The sequence below is a fragment of the Achromobacter anxifer genome, from assembly GCF_903652925.1.
GTDB lineage: Bacteria > Pseudomonadota > Gammaproteobacteria > Burkholderiales > Burkholderiaceae_B > Achromobacter > Achromobacter anxifer.
Genome location: NZ_CAHLAR010000007.1, coordinates 45,627 through 62,512, shown reverse-complemented (window position 1 = coordinate 62,512; position 16,886 = coordinate 45,627). Strand labels below are relative to the sequence as shown.

The window sequence follows — 16,886 nt, the reverse complement described above, 5'->3', positions numbered from 1 at the left end:
CTTAACCTGAGGGCGTCGCTGCCTTAGCCTTTGCATCACGATCTTTCTCTGGAGCTGGAATGTTTCGTCTTGATGGCAAGGTGGCCCTGGTGACCGGGTGCGGAACGTTGGGTGAGGGATGGGGCAATGGCAAGGCCGCCGCCGCGGTGCTGGCCAGGCAGGGCGCGGCGGTCTACGGCTGCGATCTGAACATAGATGCGGCGCGCCAGACCGCGCAGGCCGTGGCCGGCGAAGGCGGGAAGATCACGGTGCGGCAGTGCGACGTCACGGATGGCGGCCAGGTAGCGGAACTGGTGCGGGCCTGCATCGAGACCTACGGCCGCATCGACGTGCTGGTGAACAACGTGGGGCGCTCGGAACCTGGCGACCCCGTCTCCATGTCCGAGGAACTCTGGCACGACCAGATCCAGGTCAACCTGACCTCCGCGTTCCTGTGCTGCAAGCACGTCATACCTCTCATGAAGAGCGCCGGTGGAGGTTCGATTATCAACATTTCGTCGATCGCCGGGCTGCGCCATGCGGGCAAACCCCAGGTCGGCTACGCGGCCGCGAAAGCGGCCCTGATGCAGATGACGGTGACCACCGCGGTCATTCATGCGCGCGACGGCGTGCGTTTGAATTCGGTGGTTCCGGGCCTGATGTTCACGCCCCTGGTGGAACGCCTGGCGCAGAAGTACGCCCAGGGCGACTACGAGGGTTTCGTGGCGCATCGCCATGCCCAGGTGCCGGCGGGCCGCATGGGCGACGCATGGGACGTGGCTCATGCCGTGGCCTTCCTGGCCAGCGATGAAAGCCGCTACATCACGGGGCAGCAGATCGTGGTGGATGGCGGCATCACCATGGCTACGCGCTGAGGAGGAGGCGACGATGCATGCGCATGAGCAAGCGGGCGCGGGACGCCTGGCCGGCAAGGTGGCCCTGATCTTCGGCGCGGGGTGCGTCGGGCCGGGCTGGGGCAATGGGCGCGCCATCGCCGTGCGCTTTGCCCAGGAGGGCGCGTGGGTGGTGGCGGTGGACAAGCGGCCGGAGTCCTTGCCCGAGACCCTGGAGTTGGCCGGCGACTGCCGGTCCCGCATCGAGACTCACATCTGCGACGTGGGCGACGAGGTCCAGGTGGCCGAACTGGTCGCCGCGGTGGCGCAGCGCCACGGACGGATAGACATCCTGGTCAACAACGTGGGAGGGCCTATCCCTGGCGGCGCCGCGGCCCTGTCGCCCGCCGACTGGCGCCGGCAACTCGACCTGAACCTGACCTCCGTTTTCACCACCTGCCGGCACGTCCTGCCCGTCATGGAAGCGCAGGGCGCAGGCGCCGTGGTCAATGTGTCCTCGACCTCGGCCATACGCTGGACCGGCGCGCCGCAGGTGGGCTATGCCGCCGCCAAGGCCGGCGTGATGCAGTTCGGACGCGTGGCCGGCGTGGAATGCGCCGCGAAGGGCGTCCGCATCAATACCGTCCTGCCGGGCCAGTTGCACACGCCGCTGGTGGATGCCTTTCTTGCCGGCCAGCAGAGCGCGGGCGATGTCGAAGCCCTGCTGGAACGGCGCCGCCGCCGCATTCCGCTGCCGCTCTCCGGCGATGGCCGCGACACGGCCAACGCCGTGCTCTTTCTGGCCTCGGACGAAGCGCGCTTCATCACGGGAACCGAGCTGATCGTGGACGGGGGCATGAGCGCCCGTTGCGACTGAAGAACAACCTCAGGGAAATTACGATGGCACGAATTGAATACGCGGACATTGCCCAGCCGGCGCTCCAGCCGCTGGTGGAGCGCATCGAACGGGAGCGCTCAGGACTGCCGAACCTCTATCGGATGCTGCTCAACAGTCCGCCGGTGGCGCAAGGCTGGCTTGCCTATCTCACGGCGATACGCCAGCAGAGCGCGCTTTCACCCAAGTTGCGCGAGATGCTCATCCTGCGTGTTGCGGTGCTGAACCAGGCCGAATACGAGTTCGAGCAGCATCTGCCCATCGCTCTGAGGTCGGGCTGCGGCGAGGCCCAGATCGAGGCGCTGAGAACTGGAGATTTCGCGTCGCTGGCGCCGGACGAACGCGCGGCGATGGCGTACTGCGATGAGATGACGCGCGAGATCCGGGTCGGGGACGCCACCTTCGCCGCCGTCCGTTCGGCTTTCGACGGCAGGGAGATCGTGGAGATCACGGCCACGGTGGGGGCCTACAACATGGTGTCGCGCTTTCTGGAGGCGATTCAGGTCGACCACGAATGAACGGCTGATTGCCAAGCCGGTGAATAACGATACAGGAGACAGACATGCATAGCTTCAAAGGATTGAGCGGCGCGTTCGCGTCCTTCGCGTTGGGCCTGGCCTTGTGCGCTCCGGCGCATGCCGGCTATCCGGAAAAACCGGTGCAGCTGATCATTCCGTTCGCGCCGGGCGATACCGACCAGATGCTGCGGCCCATCACCGAAAAGATGGGGCAATACCTCGGGCAGCCCATCGTGATGAACTACAAGCCGGGAGCGGGCGGCGGCATCGGCGCGGCATACACGGCCTCGGCCGCGCCGGACGGCTACACCATCGTGGGCAGTTCGCCCGGGGCGCTGGTGGTGGTGCCGCTGGCCAACAAGGAAATCAAGTACACGACGGACTCCTTTGCCCCGGTCGCCGCGATTTCCCTGGGCGGCATGATGATCGTCGCGCCCGGAAAGTCCAAGTACAAGACGCTGGCCGATGTCGTGGCCGAAGCGAAGGCGCGTCCCGACAGCATTTCCTATGGCACCTCGGGCGCGATGGGCATCAGTCATCTGCTGGGCGAGGCGTTTGCATCGGAAGCCAAGGTCCAGCTGCGCCACATTCCTTTCCAGGGCAGCACGCCGGCGGTCACGGCCCTGCTCGGCGGGCACACCGATATCGCCGTGTCGGCGGTGGGGCCGGCCCAGGCGCACATCCAGTCCGGCGGCTTGCGGCCGCTGGCGGTCTTCAGCAGCAAGCGGCTGGCGGCCTATCCCGATGTGCCGACCCTGCGTGAACTGGGCTATGACGTGGGCAGTCCCACCATCTACGGCCTGGTGGCGCCCAAGGGCACGCCGCCGCAGGTGGTCGATGCCTTGTACCATGCCGCGCGCAAGGTGGTGGCCGAGCAGGGCAGCGAGGTAAACAAGACCCTGGGCACGATGGGCGCGGAAATCAGCGTGCTGGGTCCGCAGGAGTATGGCGCCTACCTGCAGGAGCAGCGGGCGTTGTTTTCCAAGGCGATCGGGCTGATCCGGGAGTGACCGGCGTCAGATCTGCCGGACCCGCGCCTTGATCGCGTTCTCGACCATGGACTCGAACTCGTCCACCAGCGGCGATTGCGGCCGGAACGCGGGGCGGTAGAAGGTCAGGTAGTAGTCCACGCTGATGGCGAGCGGCCGCACCACGATCTCGCGGCCGGCGCATTCCAGCGCTGAGAACGGGTTGATGATCGCGACCCCCAGCCCTTGCTTGACCATGGCGCACACGGCGGCGCTGCTGGAGGTTTCGATGCGCAGGCTGCGTGTCACGCCTGATTCCGCGAACATCTGGTCGATGTTGCGCCGGTAGGCGTCGTCATCCGGGAAGTGGATGCAGTCCACCCCGTCGAAATCCTTGGGGTGCAGTACCTTCTTGCGGGTCAGCGGATGCGCCCGGGGCAGGATGCAGACTTCCTGTCCCGCCGGCAGCGTGCGCGCCGAGATGTTGTCCAGCGGCGGGCCGGGTTCCGCCAGGCCCAGGTCGTAGCGTTGCCGGGACAGGGCGTCCATGACTTCGGTCTGCCCGTTGGAATGGATGGTCAGCCTGACGCCCGGATGCACCGCCAGGAACTCGCGGCAGACCACGGGCAGGAAGGTCTGCGCATACGTGGACAGGCAGATGACCTGGATATGCCCCAGCGTGTGGTCCTTGATGGCCGAGGCCGCGCGCATGATCTGGTCCAGGCCGGCATACGAGCGCTCCACTTGCGTATGCAATTCCACCGCTTCCTGCGTCGGGCTCAGCGTGCGGCCCTGGCGGTTGAACAGCCGCAGTCCCAGCGCGCGTTCCAGCGCTTTCAATTCGCGGCTGATGGTGGGTTGCGAAGTGCGCAGCAGGGCCGCCGACCGCGTCACGCTGCCCGTCGTCATGACGGCATGGAAGATCTCAATATGACGAAGGCTGGCTGACATGGCAACACATATCAAGGTCGGATGGAATGCTGTGAATTTGATATTTTGAGGATGAAGATTCTACATGCCATCATAAATGCCACTGCGGGCCGAACGTGTCGGCCCGCTCTCGCATGCAGTGTTTGAGCATAGGAAGGCCCGAGATGGCAAAGCGCGTGCTGGTTGCGGAATTCATGCACGAGACGAACACCTTCAGCATCCGTCCGACGGGACTGGAGGAATTCCAGGGCGGCGCGCTGTGCTTCGATGAAGACGTGCCGCGCCAGTATCGCGGCACGCGTTCGGCCATGGGCGCGGCATTCGAGGCCGCCGACGAATTCGGCTGGACGCTGGCCCATCCGCTGGTCGCATCGGCCAATCCCTCGGGCCGCGTCACGGATGAATTCTTCGACGATGCCTGTCGCCGCATCCTGGGCGCGGCGGACCAGGTCGACGGCGTGTTGCTGCATCTGCATGGCGCCATGAGCGTCGCCAGCCACGATGACGGCGAGGGCGAGCTGTTGCAGCGCCTGCGCGAACGCATCGGCGCGCAGGTGCCGGTCGTCGCGGTGCTGGATCTGCATGCCACGATGACGCAGCAGATGGCGGACTGCGCCAGCGCCCTGATCGCCTACCGTACCTATCCCCACATCGACCAATACGAGCGCACCTGGCAGGGCGCGAAGCTGCTGGCGCGCGCCATGGCGGGCGAGATCCAGCCGCGTGTGGCCCTGGCGCGCCGCCCCATCCTGTACGCGCTGGATGGCGGCCGGACGACGTCCGCGCCCATGGTGGAGCTGCTGCGCCGCGCCGACGCGCTGGAGGCCGAAGGCCAGGCGCTGGCGGTCAGCATCCAGGCGGGCTTTTCCTCCGCCGACGTGCACGACATCGGCCCGTCGGTGGCGGTAACGGTCGATGGCGACCTGGCCGCGGGCCAGGCCATCGCTGAAAACCTGATGGACTATGTCTGGCAGGAACGCCATTACTCGACCATCCATTTCACGCCGCTGGACGAGGCCGTGCGCCGGGCCGCGCAGCCCGACGCCAGCGGCAAGCCCCTGGTCATCGCCGACTACGCCGACAATCCCGGCGCCGGCGCCTACGGCGACAGCACCACCTTGCTGAAGGCCATGATCGCCGCGGACCTGCAGAACGTGGGGTTCTATGCGATCTGCGATCCGCAGGCGGCGCGCGAGGCCGCGGCGGCCGGCGTGGGCAGCACGGTGACCCTGATGGTGGGCGGCAAGACCGATTCCAGCCAGGGCGGCGAGCCGCTGGCCTTGACGGGCTATGTGGCCACCGTCAGCGACGGGCGCTTCGTTGCCCATGGTCCGATGGGCGGCGGCGTGGCCCGCAACTACGGCCTGAGCGTGGTGTTCCGCGTCGGCGGCATCGATATCGTGCTGATCAGCCACAACGGCCAGGCGACCGACCTCGGCCAGTTCACTTCGCTGGGCATCGATCCGACCCGCAAGTCGACGCTGGTGGTGAAGTCCATGCAGCATTTCCGCGCGGCCTTCCAGCCGATTGCGCGCGAGGTCCTGGAAGTGGACGCCGGCGCGCTGTGCACCAAGGATTTCAAGGGCCGCCCCTATCGCCGGATCCGCCGTCCGATCTGGCCGTTGGACGACATCTAGGCGCGTTGCCCAAAACTCGTAAATCGTGGCGGCCGCAAGGCGCGGCAGCTCCGCCACGAACAAACTAAAAACCAAAGGGAAAACGAGCATGAAGCAGCTGAGCAGAAATATTGCCCTGGCGCTGGCCATGGGCTTGGCGTTGGCGGCCCCCGCCGGCGCCGCGGGCGAGGCCAGGCCGCTCAAGGCCGTGATGAACGCCGCCTTGACCAACCTGGACCCGATCCAGACCACCTCCGACATCTCGCTGCTGCACGGCATGATGGTCTACGACACGCTGTTCTCGTGGGACCAGGACCTGGTGGCCAAGCCCCAGATGGTCGAGTCCTACCAGCTCAGCGACGACAAGCTGACCTATACCTTCACCCTGCGCGAGGGCCTGAAGTGGCACGACGGGCAGCCGGTGAAGGCCGAGGATTGCGTGGCGTCGATCCAGCGCTGGTGGGTGCGCGATACGCTGGGCCAGCGCATCGCCGCGCTGGCGACCGATATTTCCGTCATCGATGACCGTTCCTTTCGCATCGTGCTGAAGGCGCCCTTCGGTTACCTGCTGGACGCGCTGGCCAAGACCGGCAGCAATTTCCCGGCGATGATGCCCAAGCGCCTGGCGCAGACCAGCCCGTCGGAACAGATCCGCGAAGCCGTGGGCTCCGGGCCCTACAAGTTCGTGAGCGCGGAATGGGTGCCGGGCAGCAAGACCGTCTACGTCAAGAACACGGACTACGTGCCGCGCAATGAACCGCCCAGCGGCACCGCCGGCGGCAAGATTGCCAAGGCCGAGCGCATCGAATGGCTGGTGATGCCCGACCAGCAGACCGCCCAGGCGGCGCTGATGAACGGCGAGATCGACTTCATCGAAACTCCCCAGGCCGACTTCATCCCGATGCTGCGCGAAGCCAAGGGCGTAAAGGTCGACACCACCGCGACCTTCGGCATCCAGGGCATCCTGCGCATGAATCACCTGCAGCCGCCGTTCGACAACGTCAAGGCCCGCCAGGCCATGGCGGCGCTGGTCAATCAAGAGACCTACATGCGCGCCATCGTCGGCAATCCCGATTTCTATCAGGTGTGCGATTCGGTCTTCGTCTGCGGTTCGCCCTTGCAGACGCACAGCAAGCTGACCTACGCCAGCGACAAGGCGCGTGTCGAGACCGCCAAGCGCCTGTTCCAGGAAGCCGGCTACAAGGGCGAACCCATCGTCATCCTGAATCCCACCGACAGCGCGCTGTCCAGCGCCGCCGCCATGGTGACGGCGCAGGTGATGCGCGAAGCGGGCCTGAACGTGGACCTGCAGTCCATGGATTGGGCTTCCATCGTGGCGCGCCGCCCCAACAAGGGCAAGCCGTCGGAAGGGGGCTGGAACATCTTCATCAGCAACCAGTCCGGCATGACGGCCGCCAATCCGCTGACCAACCTGGGCCTGGCCGCCACCTGCGAAAAGGCCTGGTTCGGCTGGCCTTGCGATGAAAAGATCGAAGCCCTGCGCGACGAGTTCGCCACGGCCTCGTCGCTGGATGACCGCCGCCGCATCGCGCAGGCCCTGCAGGACCGGGCCGACGAATCCGTGCCCTACATCTCGTTCGGCCAATGGACCCAGCCCGTCGCCTATCGCAGCGACCGGCTCAGCGGCATCCTCAAGCTGCCGAACGCTTTTGCGTTCTGGAACATTGCAGTCAAGTAGCCAGGGCGTTTCCCGCCTGGTTCGTCGGGGCGGGGCCCACAGCGCGGCTCCGGCCCGGCGGCGGGCCCGCCCCAGTTTTCCGCAGGAGTAGTTCGTGGCGAGTCATATCTTGCGGCGCCTGCTGGCCACGGTGCCGGTCGTCGTCATCGTCGCCGTATTGGTGTTTCTGCTGTTGCGCCTGACGCCCGGCGACCCCGCGGCGGTCATCGCGGGCGAGCACGCGTCGGCGGCCGACATCGAGCGCATCCGCGCAGCGTTGGGCCTGGACCGCCCCTTGCTGGAGCAGTTCTTCATCTGGGCGGGGACGCTGCTGCAAGGGGACCTGGGGCGGTCCATCATCAGCAACATGCCGATCTCGTCGCTGATCGCGCAGCGCGTCGAGCCCACGCTGTCGCTGGCGCTGTCGACCATGGCGGTGGCGCTGCTGATCTCGCTGCCGTTGGGCATCGCGGCGGCCTGGGGCTCGCGCACCTGGGTCGACCGCTTCACCATGGTGCTGGCCATCCTGGGCTTTTCGCTGCCGGTGTTCCTGGTGGCGTATGCGCTGATCTACTTCTTCTCGATGAAGCTGGGCTGGTTCCCGGTGCAGGGCTACCGGCCGCTGTCGCAAGGCGTGCTGCCCTGGCTGCAGGGCCTGGCGCTGCCGACCCTGTCGCTGTCGTTCACCTATGTCGCGCTGCTGGCGCGCACCACGCGCGCCAGCATGCTGGACGTGCTGTCCGAAGACTACATCCGCACGGCCCAGGCCAAGGGCGTGCGCACGCGCGCGCTGTTGCTGCGCCATGCCTTTTCCAACGCAGCCGTGCCGGTGGTGACCATCGCTGGCATCGGCATCACGCTGCTGATCAGCGGGGTCGTCATCACCGAGACGGTCTTCAACATTCCGGGCCTGGGACGCCTGACGGTGGATGCCATCCTCAGCCGCGACTATCCCATCATCCAGGCGCTGATCCTGCTTTTTTCCGCCGTCTACGTCGTGATCAATCTGCTGATCGACCTGCTGTATCCGATCCTCGACCCGCGCATCGAGTACTGACGCCATGTCCGCCAATCCCAATTTCGTCATGACTGGCCCGGCGCGCCGCGTGTGGATGCCCAGGTTCCTGCGCGGCCGCCCCGCGCTGGTATGCGGCGGCGCGTTGCTGATCGTACTGGTCATCATCGCCATCGCATCGCCCTGGCTGACCGCCAGCGCCCAGGCCATCTCGCCGTTGAACCGCTTGCGTCCGCCGTCGGCCAATCTCTGGTTCGGCGCCGACCAGCTGGGCCGCGACATCTATGCGCGCACCTTGCAGGGCGCGCGCGTCTCGCTGGTGGTGGGCGTGAGCGTGGCGCTGCTCAGCGCCTTCATCGGACTGGTGCTGGGCGTGGTCTGCGGCTTTTACCGCCGCATCGACATGGTCGTCATGCGCTTCATGGACGCGCTGATGGCCATCCCTTCGATCCTGTTGGCTATCGCGCTTACCACGCTGGTGCGCGGCGGCATGCTGCTGGTCATCGTGGCCATTACCGTGCCGCAGATTCCGAACGTGGTGCGGCTGGTGCGCAGCGTGGTGCTGACCCTGCGCAGCCAGCCCTACGTGATCGCGGCCATCGCGGCCGGCACGCGCCAGCCGCTCATCATGGTGCGCCACATCGTGCCCAATGCGCTGTCGCCGCTGATCGTGCAGGCGACCTATGTGTGCGCGTCGGCCATCCTGACCGAAGCCGGCCTGAGCTTCATCGGCGCCGGCGTGCCGCCGGAGGTGCCGAGCTGGGGCAACATCATTGCCGGGGCTCGCTCGTACTTCCAGATCGCGCCCTGGGCCATCTTCTTCCCGGGCATAGGCCTGGCGCTTACCGTGCTGGCGGTCAACCTGCTGGGCGACGGGCTGCGCGACAGCCTGGACCCGCGCGCATCGAGGAGACTCTGAGCGATGGATGCCACGATCGCGCGCGCTGGAATGCCCGCCGAACCGCTGCTGAGCGTGCGGGGGCTGCATACGCGCTTCTACAAGGACGATACCGTCATCCATGCCGTGAATGGCATGTCGCTGGACCTGTGGCCGGGCGAGGTGCTGGGCGTGGTGGGGGAATCGGGCTGCGGCAAGAGCGTGACCGCGCTGTCCATCCTGCGCCTGATCCCGCGCGCCGCGGGCCGCGTGGTCGACGGCGAGATCCGCTTCGAGGGCCGCGACCTGCTGGCCCTGTCGCCGCGCGAACTGGCCGAGGTGCGCGGGCGCGACATCTCGATGATCTTCCAGGAGCCCATGACCTCGCTCAATCCCGTGCTGCGGATCGGCGACCAGGTGGCCGAGACGCTGCAATTGCACAAGGGCATGAGCCGGCGCGCGGCCTGGGACCGCGCCGTCGAGCTGCTGGAGCGCGTGCGCATCGCGGACCCCGCCCGCCAGGCGCGCGAGTACCCGCACCGCCTGTCTGGCGGCATGCGCCAGCGGGTCATGATCGCCATGGCCCTGGCCTGTTCGCCGCGCCTGATGATCGCGGATGAGCCCACCACGGCGCTGGACGTCACGGTGCAGGCGCAGATCCTGGAGCTGATGGCGGACCTGAACCGGCAGACCGGCGCGGCGATGATGCTCATCACCCACGACCTGGGCGTGGTGGCCGAAATGGCCCACCGCGTCATCGTGATGTACGCGGGCAACACCGTCGAAGAAGCCAAGGTGGAAGAGCTGTTCGTCAACCCGCTGCACCCCTACACGCGCGGCCTGATGGCCGCCATCCCGCGCCGAGGCGCATGGCGCGACTCCGCCGCGCCGCAGGCCCTGCAGGAGATTCCGGGCATGGTGCCGTCCTTGCGCGCGCCGGTCGTCGGCTGCGCGTTCGCGCCGCGCTGCGCCTACGCCACCGCGCGTTGCGCCACGCAGGCGCCGCCCATGCAGACGCGCGCCAACGGCCATGCGGTGGCCTGCTGGGAAGCTGATCGCATGGAACAGCTGGGGAGGCCGGCATGAGCCAGGATCATGAGGCGCCCGTGCTGTCGGTGCAGGGGCTGAAGATGCATTTCCCGATACGCCGCGGTGTATTGGGGCGGCAGGTGGGCACGGTGTACGCCGTCGATGGCGTCGATTTCACGCTGCAACCGGGCCAGACGCTGGGGCTGGTGGGCGAATCCGGCTGTGGCAAGTCGACCCTGGGCCGCACGCTGGTCCGGCTGATGGAGCCTACCGCGGGCGAGATCCGGCTGGACGGCCAGGACATCAGCCGCCTGACGCCGGGCGAGCTCAGGCCGCTGCGGCGCAAGATGCAGATCGTGCTGCAGGATCCGTTCTCATCGCTCAACCCGCGGCGCACGGCGGCCGACAGCGTCATCGAGCCGCTGGCCAACTTCGAGCGCCTCACGGCTGCCGGCCGCCGCGAGCGCGCCGCCGAGCTGTTCGCCAAGGTGAGCCTGCCGGCCGAGGCTATGCAGAAGTATCCGCACGAGTTCTCCGGCGGCCAGCGCCAGCGCCTGGGCATCGCGCGCGCCTTGTCGGTGTCGCCGCGGCTGATCGTGGCCGACGAGCCCGTGTCGGCGCTGGACGTGTCGGTGCAGGCGCAGGTGATCAATCTGATGATGCGCCTGCAGCAGGACCTGGGCGTGGCCTATGTGTTCATCTCGCACGACCTGGCCGTGGTCGAGCACGTGAGCCATAGCGTCGCCGTCATGTACCTGGGACGCATCGTGGAGATCGGCAGCCGCAATCAGTTGTTCAGCGCGCCGCGGCATCCCTACACGCAGGCATTGCTGGCGGCGGCGCCGGTGCCCGATCCCTTCAGGAAGGCCGCGCGCCAGGTCGTGCCGGGCGACGTGCCCAGTCCGGCCAGCCCGCCGTCCGGCTGCCATTTCCATACCCGTTGCGCGCAGGCCGGCCCGCGTTGCCGGCGCGAGGCGCCGGCGCTGCAAGGCGCGGATGGCCACGCCGTGGCCTGTCACCTGTACACCGGCGGAACCGCCTAGGAATTCCGCCGTCAGTTGTTTCCGGCCGCGGCGATGCTGCCTGTGTAGACGGCCAGCGCCGGCCCCGCCAGCTGCAGGCGCGGCAGCGCCGCCGGCGCCGGCTCTATCGTGATGCTGAGCACGCCGCCGTGACGGGTCCGCACCCGCACCTGGGTCGACGCATGGCCGCGCAGCCACGCCAGCAGGGCCGCGGCGGACGCGCCCGTGCCGCAAGCCTGCGTCTCCGCCTCCACGCCGCGTTCGAAGGTGCGGATGGCCAGGCCCTGGGTGTCGCGGGCCACGAAATTGATGTTCGCGCCCTGCGGAAAGAAGGGGTGATGGCGCAGCACCTGTCCCAGGCCCGGCACATCGATATCGTCCAGCGGCCCGTCGGTCCAGATGACCGCATGCGGCACGCCGGTGTTGGCGTAGTCCAGGGTCCAGCGGCGTCCCGCCGCCATGATCTCCAGGTCCAGCGCCACGTCGGTGGGCGTGGTCAGCGTGACGCTGATCTCGCCGTTGCCCAACAGGCGCGCTTCGATGGGGCCGGCCAGGGTGCTGAAGCGATGCCGCGGCGGCGCGATGCCGTGCTGGATCGCGTAGAGCGCGACGCAGCGCGCGCCGTTGCCGCACATTTCCGCCGGCATGCCCGACGCATTGATGATCTCCACGCCGTAGTCCGATTCCAGGTCCGGCGCCGCGCGCACCACGATCAGCCCGTCCGCGCCTATGCCCGTGGTGCGCGCGCACAGGCGGCGGCCCAGCGCGGCCAGATCCGCGCCCAGCTTGCCCAGGCGGTCGTCGACCACGATGAAGTCGTTGCCGCAGCCTTCCATTTTGGTGAAAGCAATCATGCCCATCCCGCTGGCCGGCGTGAAATACCGGTCTGGCGATGATGGTACCGGCCCGCCGTCCGCGCGAAAAATATCAAATTGGCGGCCAGGTCTTCATGGCTGATATGTGAGCTCGGAGCGTCCTTGCGGGCGAAAAAAAACCGGCGCGAGGCCGGTTTTTTTTGAGGGGCGCCGGATTACTTGGCCGCATCCACCATGTATTGCACCGCTGCGCGGATGTCGTCTTCCGAGGCGTTGGCCGCGCCGCCCTTGGGAGGCATCGGCGGCTTGCCTTGCATGGCGACCTTGACCATGGCGTCCATGCCGGTCTTGATGTACGGATCCCAGGCGGCCTTGTCGCCGAACTTGGGCGCGTTGGCCACGCCGGTGGCATGGCAGGCGAAGCAGACGCTCTTGTACAGCTTTTCGCCGGCCGGGTTGACCGTGGCGGCGGCAGCCTGGGGCGCGGCGGCCGGGGCGGCAGGAGCGGGAGCGGCGGCAGCCGGTGCGGCAACAGCAACCGCGGCGGCGGGGGGCGGAGCAGCGGCGGCAGGCGCGGGCGCAGCGGCAGCTTCCTTCTTGTCGCCTTCCGGAGCCGGCGCGGCGGGTTCAGGCAGCGAGCCGCCCGACTTGTTGGCCATGTAGACCACGGCGCGGCCGACTTCGTAGTCGGACAACGTGGGGTTGCCGCCCTTGGCGGGCATGCCGCCCTTGCCGTGCAGGGCCACGTTCATCATGGCGTCGTAGCCCGCGGTGATGAAGGGCGCCCAGGCGGCGTTATCGCCTACCTTGGGTGCGCCAGCCACGCCGGCGGTATGACAGGCCGTACAGACGGCGGCGAAGACTTGTTCGCCGGTCTTGAAGACCTTGGGGGCGTTTGCATCGACCAGCTGGAAGCCCGCGACCGGGGCAATGCGCTTGGCGACGGCTTCCTGAGACAGCGTATCCGAACCAGCTCCTACCTTGTTGCCCGAGACCACCATGTTCACCAATAGGATGATGATGGCGATGGGGATCACGAAGGCCAGGATGACCGTGACGATCAGTTGCTTCGGGGTCTTGATGGGGGTGGCGTGCTCTTCTATGTGTTCCTGCTCGTTGCTCATGACCAAATCCTGCTAACGGGTACCGGGGGCGCCTGGCGGCGGCAACAGAAAATCAGTACTGCACAATTCGGCGGCGTGGACGGCCCGCCTTGCAAGCAAACGCTGGATTATATAACGGTGTCATAGACACGCGTCCAATGCAACTGACCGGGTTTTCGCTGAGTTTGACGGCAGATTTGGTCCGATCCATGCAAGTCCTGGAAAACTGGGTACAATACCGCCTCCTTGCGCTGCGCCCGTAGTTCAATGGATAGAATGAGAGTTTCCGAAGCTCTTGATACAGGTTCGATTCCTGTCGGGCGCGCCAATCATGCAAGGCGTTGCGTGCGGCATGTGCCCGCGGCGCGATGCCAGCCGGGCCTGTTCAGGCGATCCAATCCGGCCTTCATCCTCGGTCCCGGTACTCATAACTTCAAGCAGAGCCATTTTTTCCTGCTGATCGGCCGTCTGGCGCGCCGGGCAGGGGATTTAAAATCGGTGTACGTTTCGCCCCGCGCCTGCTGCGTCGGCAGGACCCCTCGCGCGTAGCCCCCGACCCTATTGCGACCCGTCATCGGCCCGACTCCCGCCTCCTCCTTGCCAGGTTCGTCGTACGCCGCCCGCATCCGCCAGGTGCAGGTCGATGCCTTGCGCCGAAGCTTTCCATTCGCCCTGGCCGGGTCGCTGATCAGCGCCAGTTTTTCGGCCTTCGCCTTGTTCGGCGTGCTGCCGGAGCAGGAGATCCTGCTTTGGCTCGGCGCCACGCTGGTCGTGGGCGTGCTGCGCTGGGCCTCGGTCGTCGCGTACGACCGCCACCGCGATGATTCGGCGGCGGCGCAGCGCTGGGTGCGGCGCATGCTGGCCGGCAATCTGTGTTCCGGCATCCTGTGGGGCTTGCCGTTCGCTTACTGGACCTTCTTCGTCCCGCTGGAATACCAGCTGTTCTTCATCGTCATCCTGTTCGGCCTGGGCACGGGCGCCATCTACTCGAACTACATGATGCTGCCGGTGATGTACGCGTTCGAAGTGCCGGCCTTCGCGCCCATGTTCATCGCCTTGTCGGCGCAGCCCTCCGCCATCCATCTGGCGCTGGTGACGGGCGGCCTGGCATATCTGGTCGCGACGCTGGCCTTCATACACCGCATGAACCGCACCCATCTGGACGCGCTGCGGCTGGGCTATGAAAACATGGCGCTGCTGGAACAGGTGCGCCAGGAAAAGACCGCTGCCGAGCGCAGCGACCTGGAGAAATCCCGTTTTCTTGCCGCGGCAAGCCATGACCTGCGCCAGCCCGTGCACGCGGTGAACCTGTTCCTGGGCCTGCTCGCGAACGAGCCTTTGTCCAGGCACGGGCGCTACCTGGTCGACAACATCACCAGCGCGATGTCCGCGATGGGACATCTGTTCGACGCCCTGTTGAATCTGTCGCGGCTGGATGCCGGCGTCATCGAACCGCGCTTCGAGACATTCAAGGTCCAGCCGCTGCTGGACCAGTTGCAGGCCGAATATGCGCCGCAGGCCGGCGAGAAGGGCATACGGCTGCGGGTGTGCCCGAGCGCGGCCAGCGTGCGGTCGGATCCCGTGCTGCTGGAGCGCATGCTGCGCAACCTGATCAGCAACGCCATCGTGCACACGGAGAACGGCCGCGTCGTGGTCGGTTGCCGCCGGGCCGGGGACCGACTGCGCATCGAAGTCTGGGACAACGGTCCGGGCATTCCCAAGTCGGAGCAGGAACGGATCTTCTGGGAGTTCCATCAGCTACGCAATCCCGAGCGTGACCGCAGCAAGGGCCTGGGGCTGGGCCTGGCCATCGTGCGCCGCACCGCCAGGCTCCTGGGCCATGAACTCGCGCTGCGTTCGGAAGAAGACCGCAGCACTGTCTTCACCGTGACGGTGCCGCTCTCGGATTCGGCCGGGGCCGGTCTGTCGGCCGTGGATTCAGGCCTGCGGCTGCCCCAGGGCCCCGCAACTGGAGACAGTCTGCGCGGCAAACTGACGCTGCTGGTGGACGACGACGCGCAGAATCTGGCGGGCCTGTCCATGTTGTTCGAAAGCTGGGGTTGCCGCGTCATTGCCGCCACCAGCGGCAATGCGCTGTTCGAGCGCGTGCTGCCGCTGGCGGAGCGTCCGGCCCTGATCGTCACGGACTACCGGCTGCGCGAGCATGAGACCGGCATTCATGTGATCGAGCGGCTGCGGGAGGAATACAACGATCCCGACTTGCCCGCCTTGCTGGTCAGCGGCGATACCGATCCGGCGCGGCTGGTCGAAGCCGCTGCCCGCGGCGTGCCACTGCTGCACAAGCCCGTCCAGGTGCAAGCGCTGCGCGAGCATGTGACGAGCCTGCTGCACGCCAGGGACGCGTCATCCCTGGCTGGAGACGCCGCATGACTTCGGTGTTGCTCATAGACGACCACGCCATGTTCCGCGAAGCGCTGGTCATGGCAATGGGCTATGCCGTGCCCGGCCTGACGCTGCATCCCGCAGCCAGCGCCCAGGAGGCGCTGGAGGCGCTGGAACAGCATCCGGAGATCCGGCACGTCATCATGGATTTCTACCTGCCCGACATGACCGGGGCCGAGCTGCTCAAGCGATTGCGGCAGCGGCGGGCGCAACTGCGCATCCTGGTGCTGTCGGCCTCGCAGGATCCGGAAGACCGGCGCCGCGCGATGGAGGCGGGTGCGCAAGGCTTCCTGAACAAGTCCGCCAGCGGCCAGGAACTGGCCGCGGCGCTGGAAGCCGTCAACGAGGCGCCGGCGCTTCGCGGCACGGCAGCGGCCGCGCAGTCCTCCAGCGAGCAGGACGAGGCCGCCTTGTTGCGGACGCTGACGCCGCGCCAGAGCGAGGTGCTGCGCCTGATGTGCGACGGCCTGCGCAACAAGGAAATCTCGGAGCGCCTGAACATGACCGAGAAGACGGTCAAGACGCATGTGTCAGCCATTCTGGGCGCCTTGGGCGTGCTCAATCGCACGCAGGCGACGCTGGTGGCCCGGCGCGGCGGCGTTTACGGGAAGCCGGTCTAGGCAGCGTGACGTTCAGTTTCGCCTGCGGCTTGCAATCGGCGTGCAACTTTACAACAGCGGATACGGCCGCTTTGGATACATTCGTTTGCCTGTGCGCGTGATGAATTCTGCATCCGAACCGCGTTCGTTTATTTCCGATGATTAACGGCCCCCTCAACGATTCCGGTTCTGGCCCGCTATGGCAATTTCGCGGGCAGATGCGCATGAATCCATGATCCATTCAGGGATGCGCTTGTCGGGGCGATGACCGCCGCGGCGTCTATTTGTTGCACTGAATCATGCGGAATATTGCGAATATCAAATTCCGTGGTTTTGCCTTGATCGGCGCTATTACACAAGATCGATGCGGGTCAGGAAAACACGCAGTTCTGATAGGGCTTCGAACTGCGGAAAAGCCAGAGCAATTCGTTAGAATCAATCGCTTGGGATTAATAGCGGGAGCCCGGCCTTCCGCTTTGCATTCGGGCCCGCAGACCGATACCAGCGTTTGCGAGCCTTGGGGAAAACAGGCGTCAAAGGTCCTTTTTTTCCAGAGCCAGCGCTTGTATTCGCCAATCCGGCGAGCGCAATGCAGCATCGCAGCAA

General features: G+C 66.6%; 15 protein-coding genes and 1 tRNA gene. 13 read left to right on the top strand and 3 right to left on the bottom strand.

From position 1 onward, the window contains the following. The first annotated feature begins 59 nt into the window (after nucleotides 1–59). Genes HWY37_RS21780 through HWY37_RS21765 form a run of 4 tightly spaced genes read left to right on the top strand, consistent with a single transcriptional unit; the run spans nucleotide 60 to nucleotide 3,235 of the window. Complete coding sequence (locus HWY37_RS21780; RefSeq protein WP_176089837.1) at nucleotides 60–854, top strand: SDR family NAD(P)-dependent oxidoreductase; 795 nt, start codon at nucleotides 60–62, stop codon at nucleotides 852–854. Nucleotides 855–867: 13 nt separating this feature from the next. Beyond that, entirely contained in the window at nucleotides 868–1,689 is an 822-nt protein-coding gene (locus HWY37_RS21775; protein ID WP_176089836.1) for an SDR family NAD(P)-dependent oxidoreductase, read from the top strand. Nucleotides 1,690–1,712: 23 nt separating this feature from the next. Next, on the top strand, nucleotides 1,713–2,225 hold the full coding sequence (locus tag HWY37_RS21770; protein ID WP_175206899.1) for a carboxymuconolactone decarboxylase family protein: 513 nt from the start codon (nucleotides 1,713–1,715) through the stop codon (nucleotides 2,223–2,225). A gap of 44 nt (nucleotides 2,226–2,269) precedes the next feature. Continuing rightward, nucleotides 2,270–3,235, top strand: coding sequence for a tripartite tricarboxylate transporter substrate binding protein (locus tag HWY37_RS21765; RefSeq protein WP_175206900.1), 966 nt, complete (start codon nucleotides 2,270–2,272; stop codon nucleotides 3,233–3,235). A 6-nt stretch (nucleotides 3,236–3,241) separates the two neighbouring features. On the opposite strand, the gene HWY37_RS21760 is transcribed toward HWY37_RS21765, so the two are convergent. Continuing rightward, nucleotides 3,242–4,144, bottom strand: a complete 903-nt coding sequence (locus HWY37_RS21760) for a LysR family transcriptional regulator (protein WP_175206901.1) — start codon at nucleotides 4,142–4,144, stop codon at nucleotides 3,242–3,244. A gap of 143 nt (nucleotides 4,145–4,287) precedes the next feature. Between HWY37_RS21760 and HWY37_RS21755 the strand changes: the two genes are divergently transcribed. The 6 genes from HWY37_RS21755 to HWY37_RS21730 all read left to right on the top strand — a co-directional run bounded on the left by HWY37_RS21755 (nucleotide 4,288) and on the right by HWY37_RS21730 (nucleotide 11,381). Continuing rightward, the gene (locus HWY37_RS21755) at nucleotides 4,288–5,760 is read left to right on the top strand and encodes a M81 family metallopeptidase (protein ID WP_176089835.1); all 1,473 of its coding nucleotides are present in this window, start codon (nucleotides 4,288–4,290) and stop codon (nucleotides 5,758–5,760) included. Between the two features lie 88 nt (nucleotides 5,761–5,848). Further along, a complete protein-coding gene (locus HWY37_RS21750; protein ID WP_217706407.1) occupies nucleotides 5,849–7,438 on the top strand; it encodes an ABC transporter substrate-binding protein in 1,590 nt (529 codons plus the stop codon). A gap of 94 nt (nucleotides 7,439–7,532) precedes the next feature. Further along, on the top strand, nucleotides 7,533–8,474 hold the full coding sequence (locus HWY37_RS21745) for an ABC transporter permease (RefSeq protein ID WP_175206903.1): 942 nt from the start codon (nucleotides 7,533–7,535) through the stop codon (nucleotides 8,472–8,474). Between the two features lie 4 nt (nucleotides 8,475–8,478). Further along, nucleotides 8,479–9,351 carry an ABC transporter permease gene (locus HWY37_RS21740; RefSeq protein WP_175206904.1) on the top strand — a complete coding sequence of 291 codons (873 nt, stop codon included), beginning with the start codon at nucleotides 8,479–8,481 and terminating at the stop codon, nucleotides 9,349–9,351. A gap of 3 nt (nucleotides 9,352–9,354) precedes the next feature. Next, nucleotides 9,355–10,395 carry an ABC transporter ATP-binding protein gene (locus tag HWY37_RS21735; RefSeq protein WP_217481288.1) on the top strand — a complete coding sequence of 347 codons (1,041 nt, stop codon included), beginning with the start codon at nucleotides 9,355–9,357 and terminating at the stop codon, nucleotides 10,393–10,395. After that, on the top strand, nucleotides 10,392–11,381 hold the full coding sequence (locus tag HWY37_RS21730; RefSeq protein ID WP_175206905.1) for an ABC transporter ATP-binding protein: 990 nt from the start codon (nucleotides 10,392–10,394) through the stop codon (nucleotides 11,379–11,381). Before HWY37_RS21735 ends, HWY37_RS21730 begins: the two co-directional genes overlap by 4 nt. 11 nt (nucleotides 11,382–11,392) lie before the next feature. On the opposite strand, the gene dapF is transcribed toward HWY37_RS21730, so the two are convergent. Together dapF and HWY37_RS21720 are read right to left on the bottom strand one after the other, a co-directional pair. After that, nucleotides 11,393–12,214 (bottom strand): diaminopimelate epimerase, encoded by an 822-nt coding sequence (gene dapF / locus HWY37_RS21725; RefSeq protein ID WP_176089834.1) that lies wholly within the window; start codon nucleotides 12,212–12,214, stop codon nucleotides 11,393–11,395. Between the two features lie 176 nt (nucleotides 12,215–12,390). Then, a complete protein-coding gene (locus HWY37_RS21720; protein ID WP_176089833.1) occupies nucleotides 12,391–13,299 on the bottom strand; it encodes a c-type cytochrome in 909 nt (302 codons plus the stop codon). Nucleotides 13,300–13,531: 232 nt separating this feature from the next. Between HWY37_RS21720 and HWY37_RS21715 the strand changes: the two genes are divergently transcribed. The 3 genes from HWY37_RS21715 (at nucleotide 13,532) to HWY37_RS21705 (ending at nucleotide 16,301) form a co-directional block, all read left to right on the top strand. Continuing rightward, nucleotides 13,532–13,606, top strand: a tRNA-Arg gene (locus HWY37_RS21715). Nucleotides 13,607–13,875: 269 nt separating this feature from the next. Then, nucleotides 13,876–15,669 carry an ATP-binding response regulator gene (locus HWY37_RS21710; RefSeq protein WP_246302372.1) on the top strand — a complete coding sequence of 598 codons (1,794 nt, stop codon included), beginning with the start codon at nucleotides 13,876–13,878 and terminating at the stop codon, nucleotides 15,667–15,669. Beyond that, entirely contained in the window at nucleotides 15,666–16,301 is a 636-nt protein-coding gene (locus HWY37_RS21705; protein ID WP_176089832.1) for a response regulator transcription factor, read from the top strand. The genes HWY37_RS21710 and HWY37_RS21705 overlap by 4 nt, the downstream gene beginning before the upstream one ends. The last annotated feature ends 585 nt before the right edge of the window (nucleotides 16,302–16,886 follow it).

What these genes read in the sequence shown, in the direction of transcription:
- HWY37_RS21760 (WP_175206901.1), bottom strand. Translation starts at nt 4,144, where the DNA reads ATGTCAGCCAGCCTTCGTCATATTGAGATCTTCCATGCCGTCATGACG.
- HWY37_RS21735 (WP_217481288.1), top strand. Translation starts at nt 9,355, where the DNA reads ATGGATGCCACGATCGCGCGCGCTGGAATGCCCGCCGAACCGCTGCTG.
- HWY37_RS21705 (WP_176089832.1), top strand. Translation starts at nt 15,666, where the DNA reads ATGACTTCGGTGTTGCTCATAGACGACCACGCCATGTTCCGCGAAGCG.
- HWY37_RS21780 (WP_176089837.1), top strand. Translation starts at nt 60, where the DNA reads ATGTTTCGTCTTGATGGCAAGGTGGCCCTGGTGACCGGGTGCGGAACG.
- HWY37_RS21740 (WP_175206904.1), top strand. Translation starts at nt 8,479, where the DNA reads ATGTCCGCCAATCCCAATTTCGTCATGACTGGCCCGGCGCGCCGCGTG.
- HWY37_RS21755 (WP_176089835.1), top strand. Translation starts at nt 4,288, where the DNA reads ATGGCAAAGCGCGTGCTGGTTGCGGAATTCATGCACGAGACGAACACC.
- dapF (WP_176089834.1), bottom strand. Translation starts at nt 12,214, where the DNA reads ATGATTGCTTTCACCAAAATGGAAGGCTGCGGCAACGACTTCATCGTG.
- HWY37_RS21770 (WP_175206899.1), top strand. Translation starts at nt 1,713, where the DNA reads ATGGCACGAATTGAATACGCGGACATTGCCCAGCCGGCGCTCCAGCCG.
- HWY37_RS21730 (WP_175206905.1), top strand. Translation starts at nt 10,392, where the DNA reads ATGAGCCAGGATCATGAGGCGCCCGTGCTGTCGGTGCAGGGGCTGAAG.
- HWY37_RS21765 (WP_175206900.1), top strand. Translation starts at nt 2,270, where the DNA reads ATGCATAGCTTCAAAGGATTGAGCGGCGCGTTCGCGTCCTTCGCGTTG.
- HWY37_RS21750 (WP_217706407.1), top strand. Translation starts at nt 5,849, where the DNA reads ATGAAGCAGCTGAGCAGAAATATTGCCCTGGCGCTGGCCATGGGCTTG.
- HWY37_RS21720 (WP_176089833.1), bottom strand. Translation starts at nt 13,299, where the DNA reads ATGAGCAACGAGCAGGAACACATAGAAGAGCACGCCACCCCCATCAAG.
- HWY37_RS21775 (WP_176089836.1), top strand. Translation starts at nt 868, where the DNA reads ATGCATGCGCATGAGCAAGCGGGCGCGGGACGCCTGGCCGGCAAGGTG.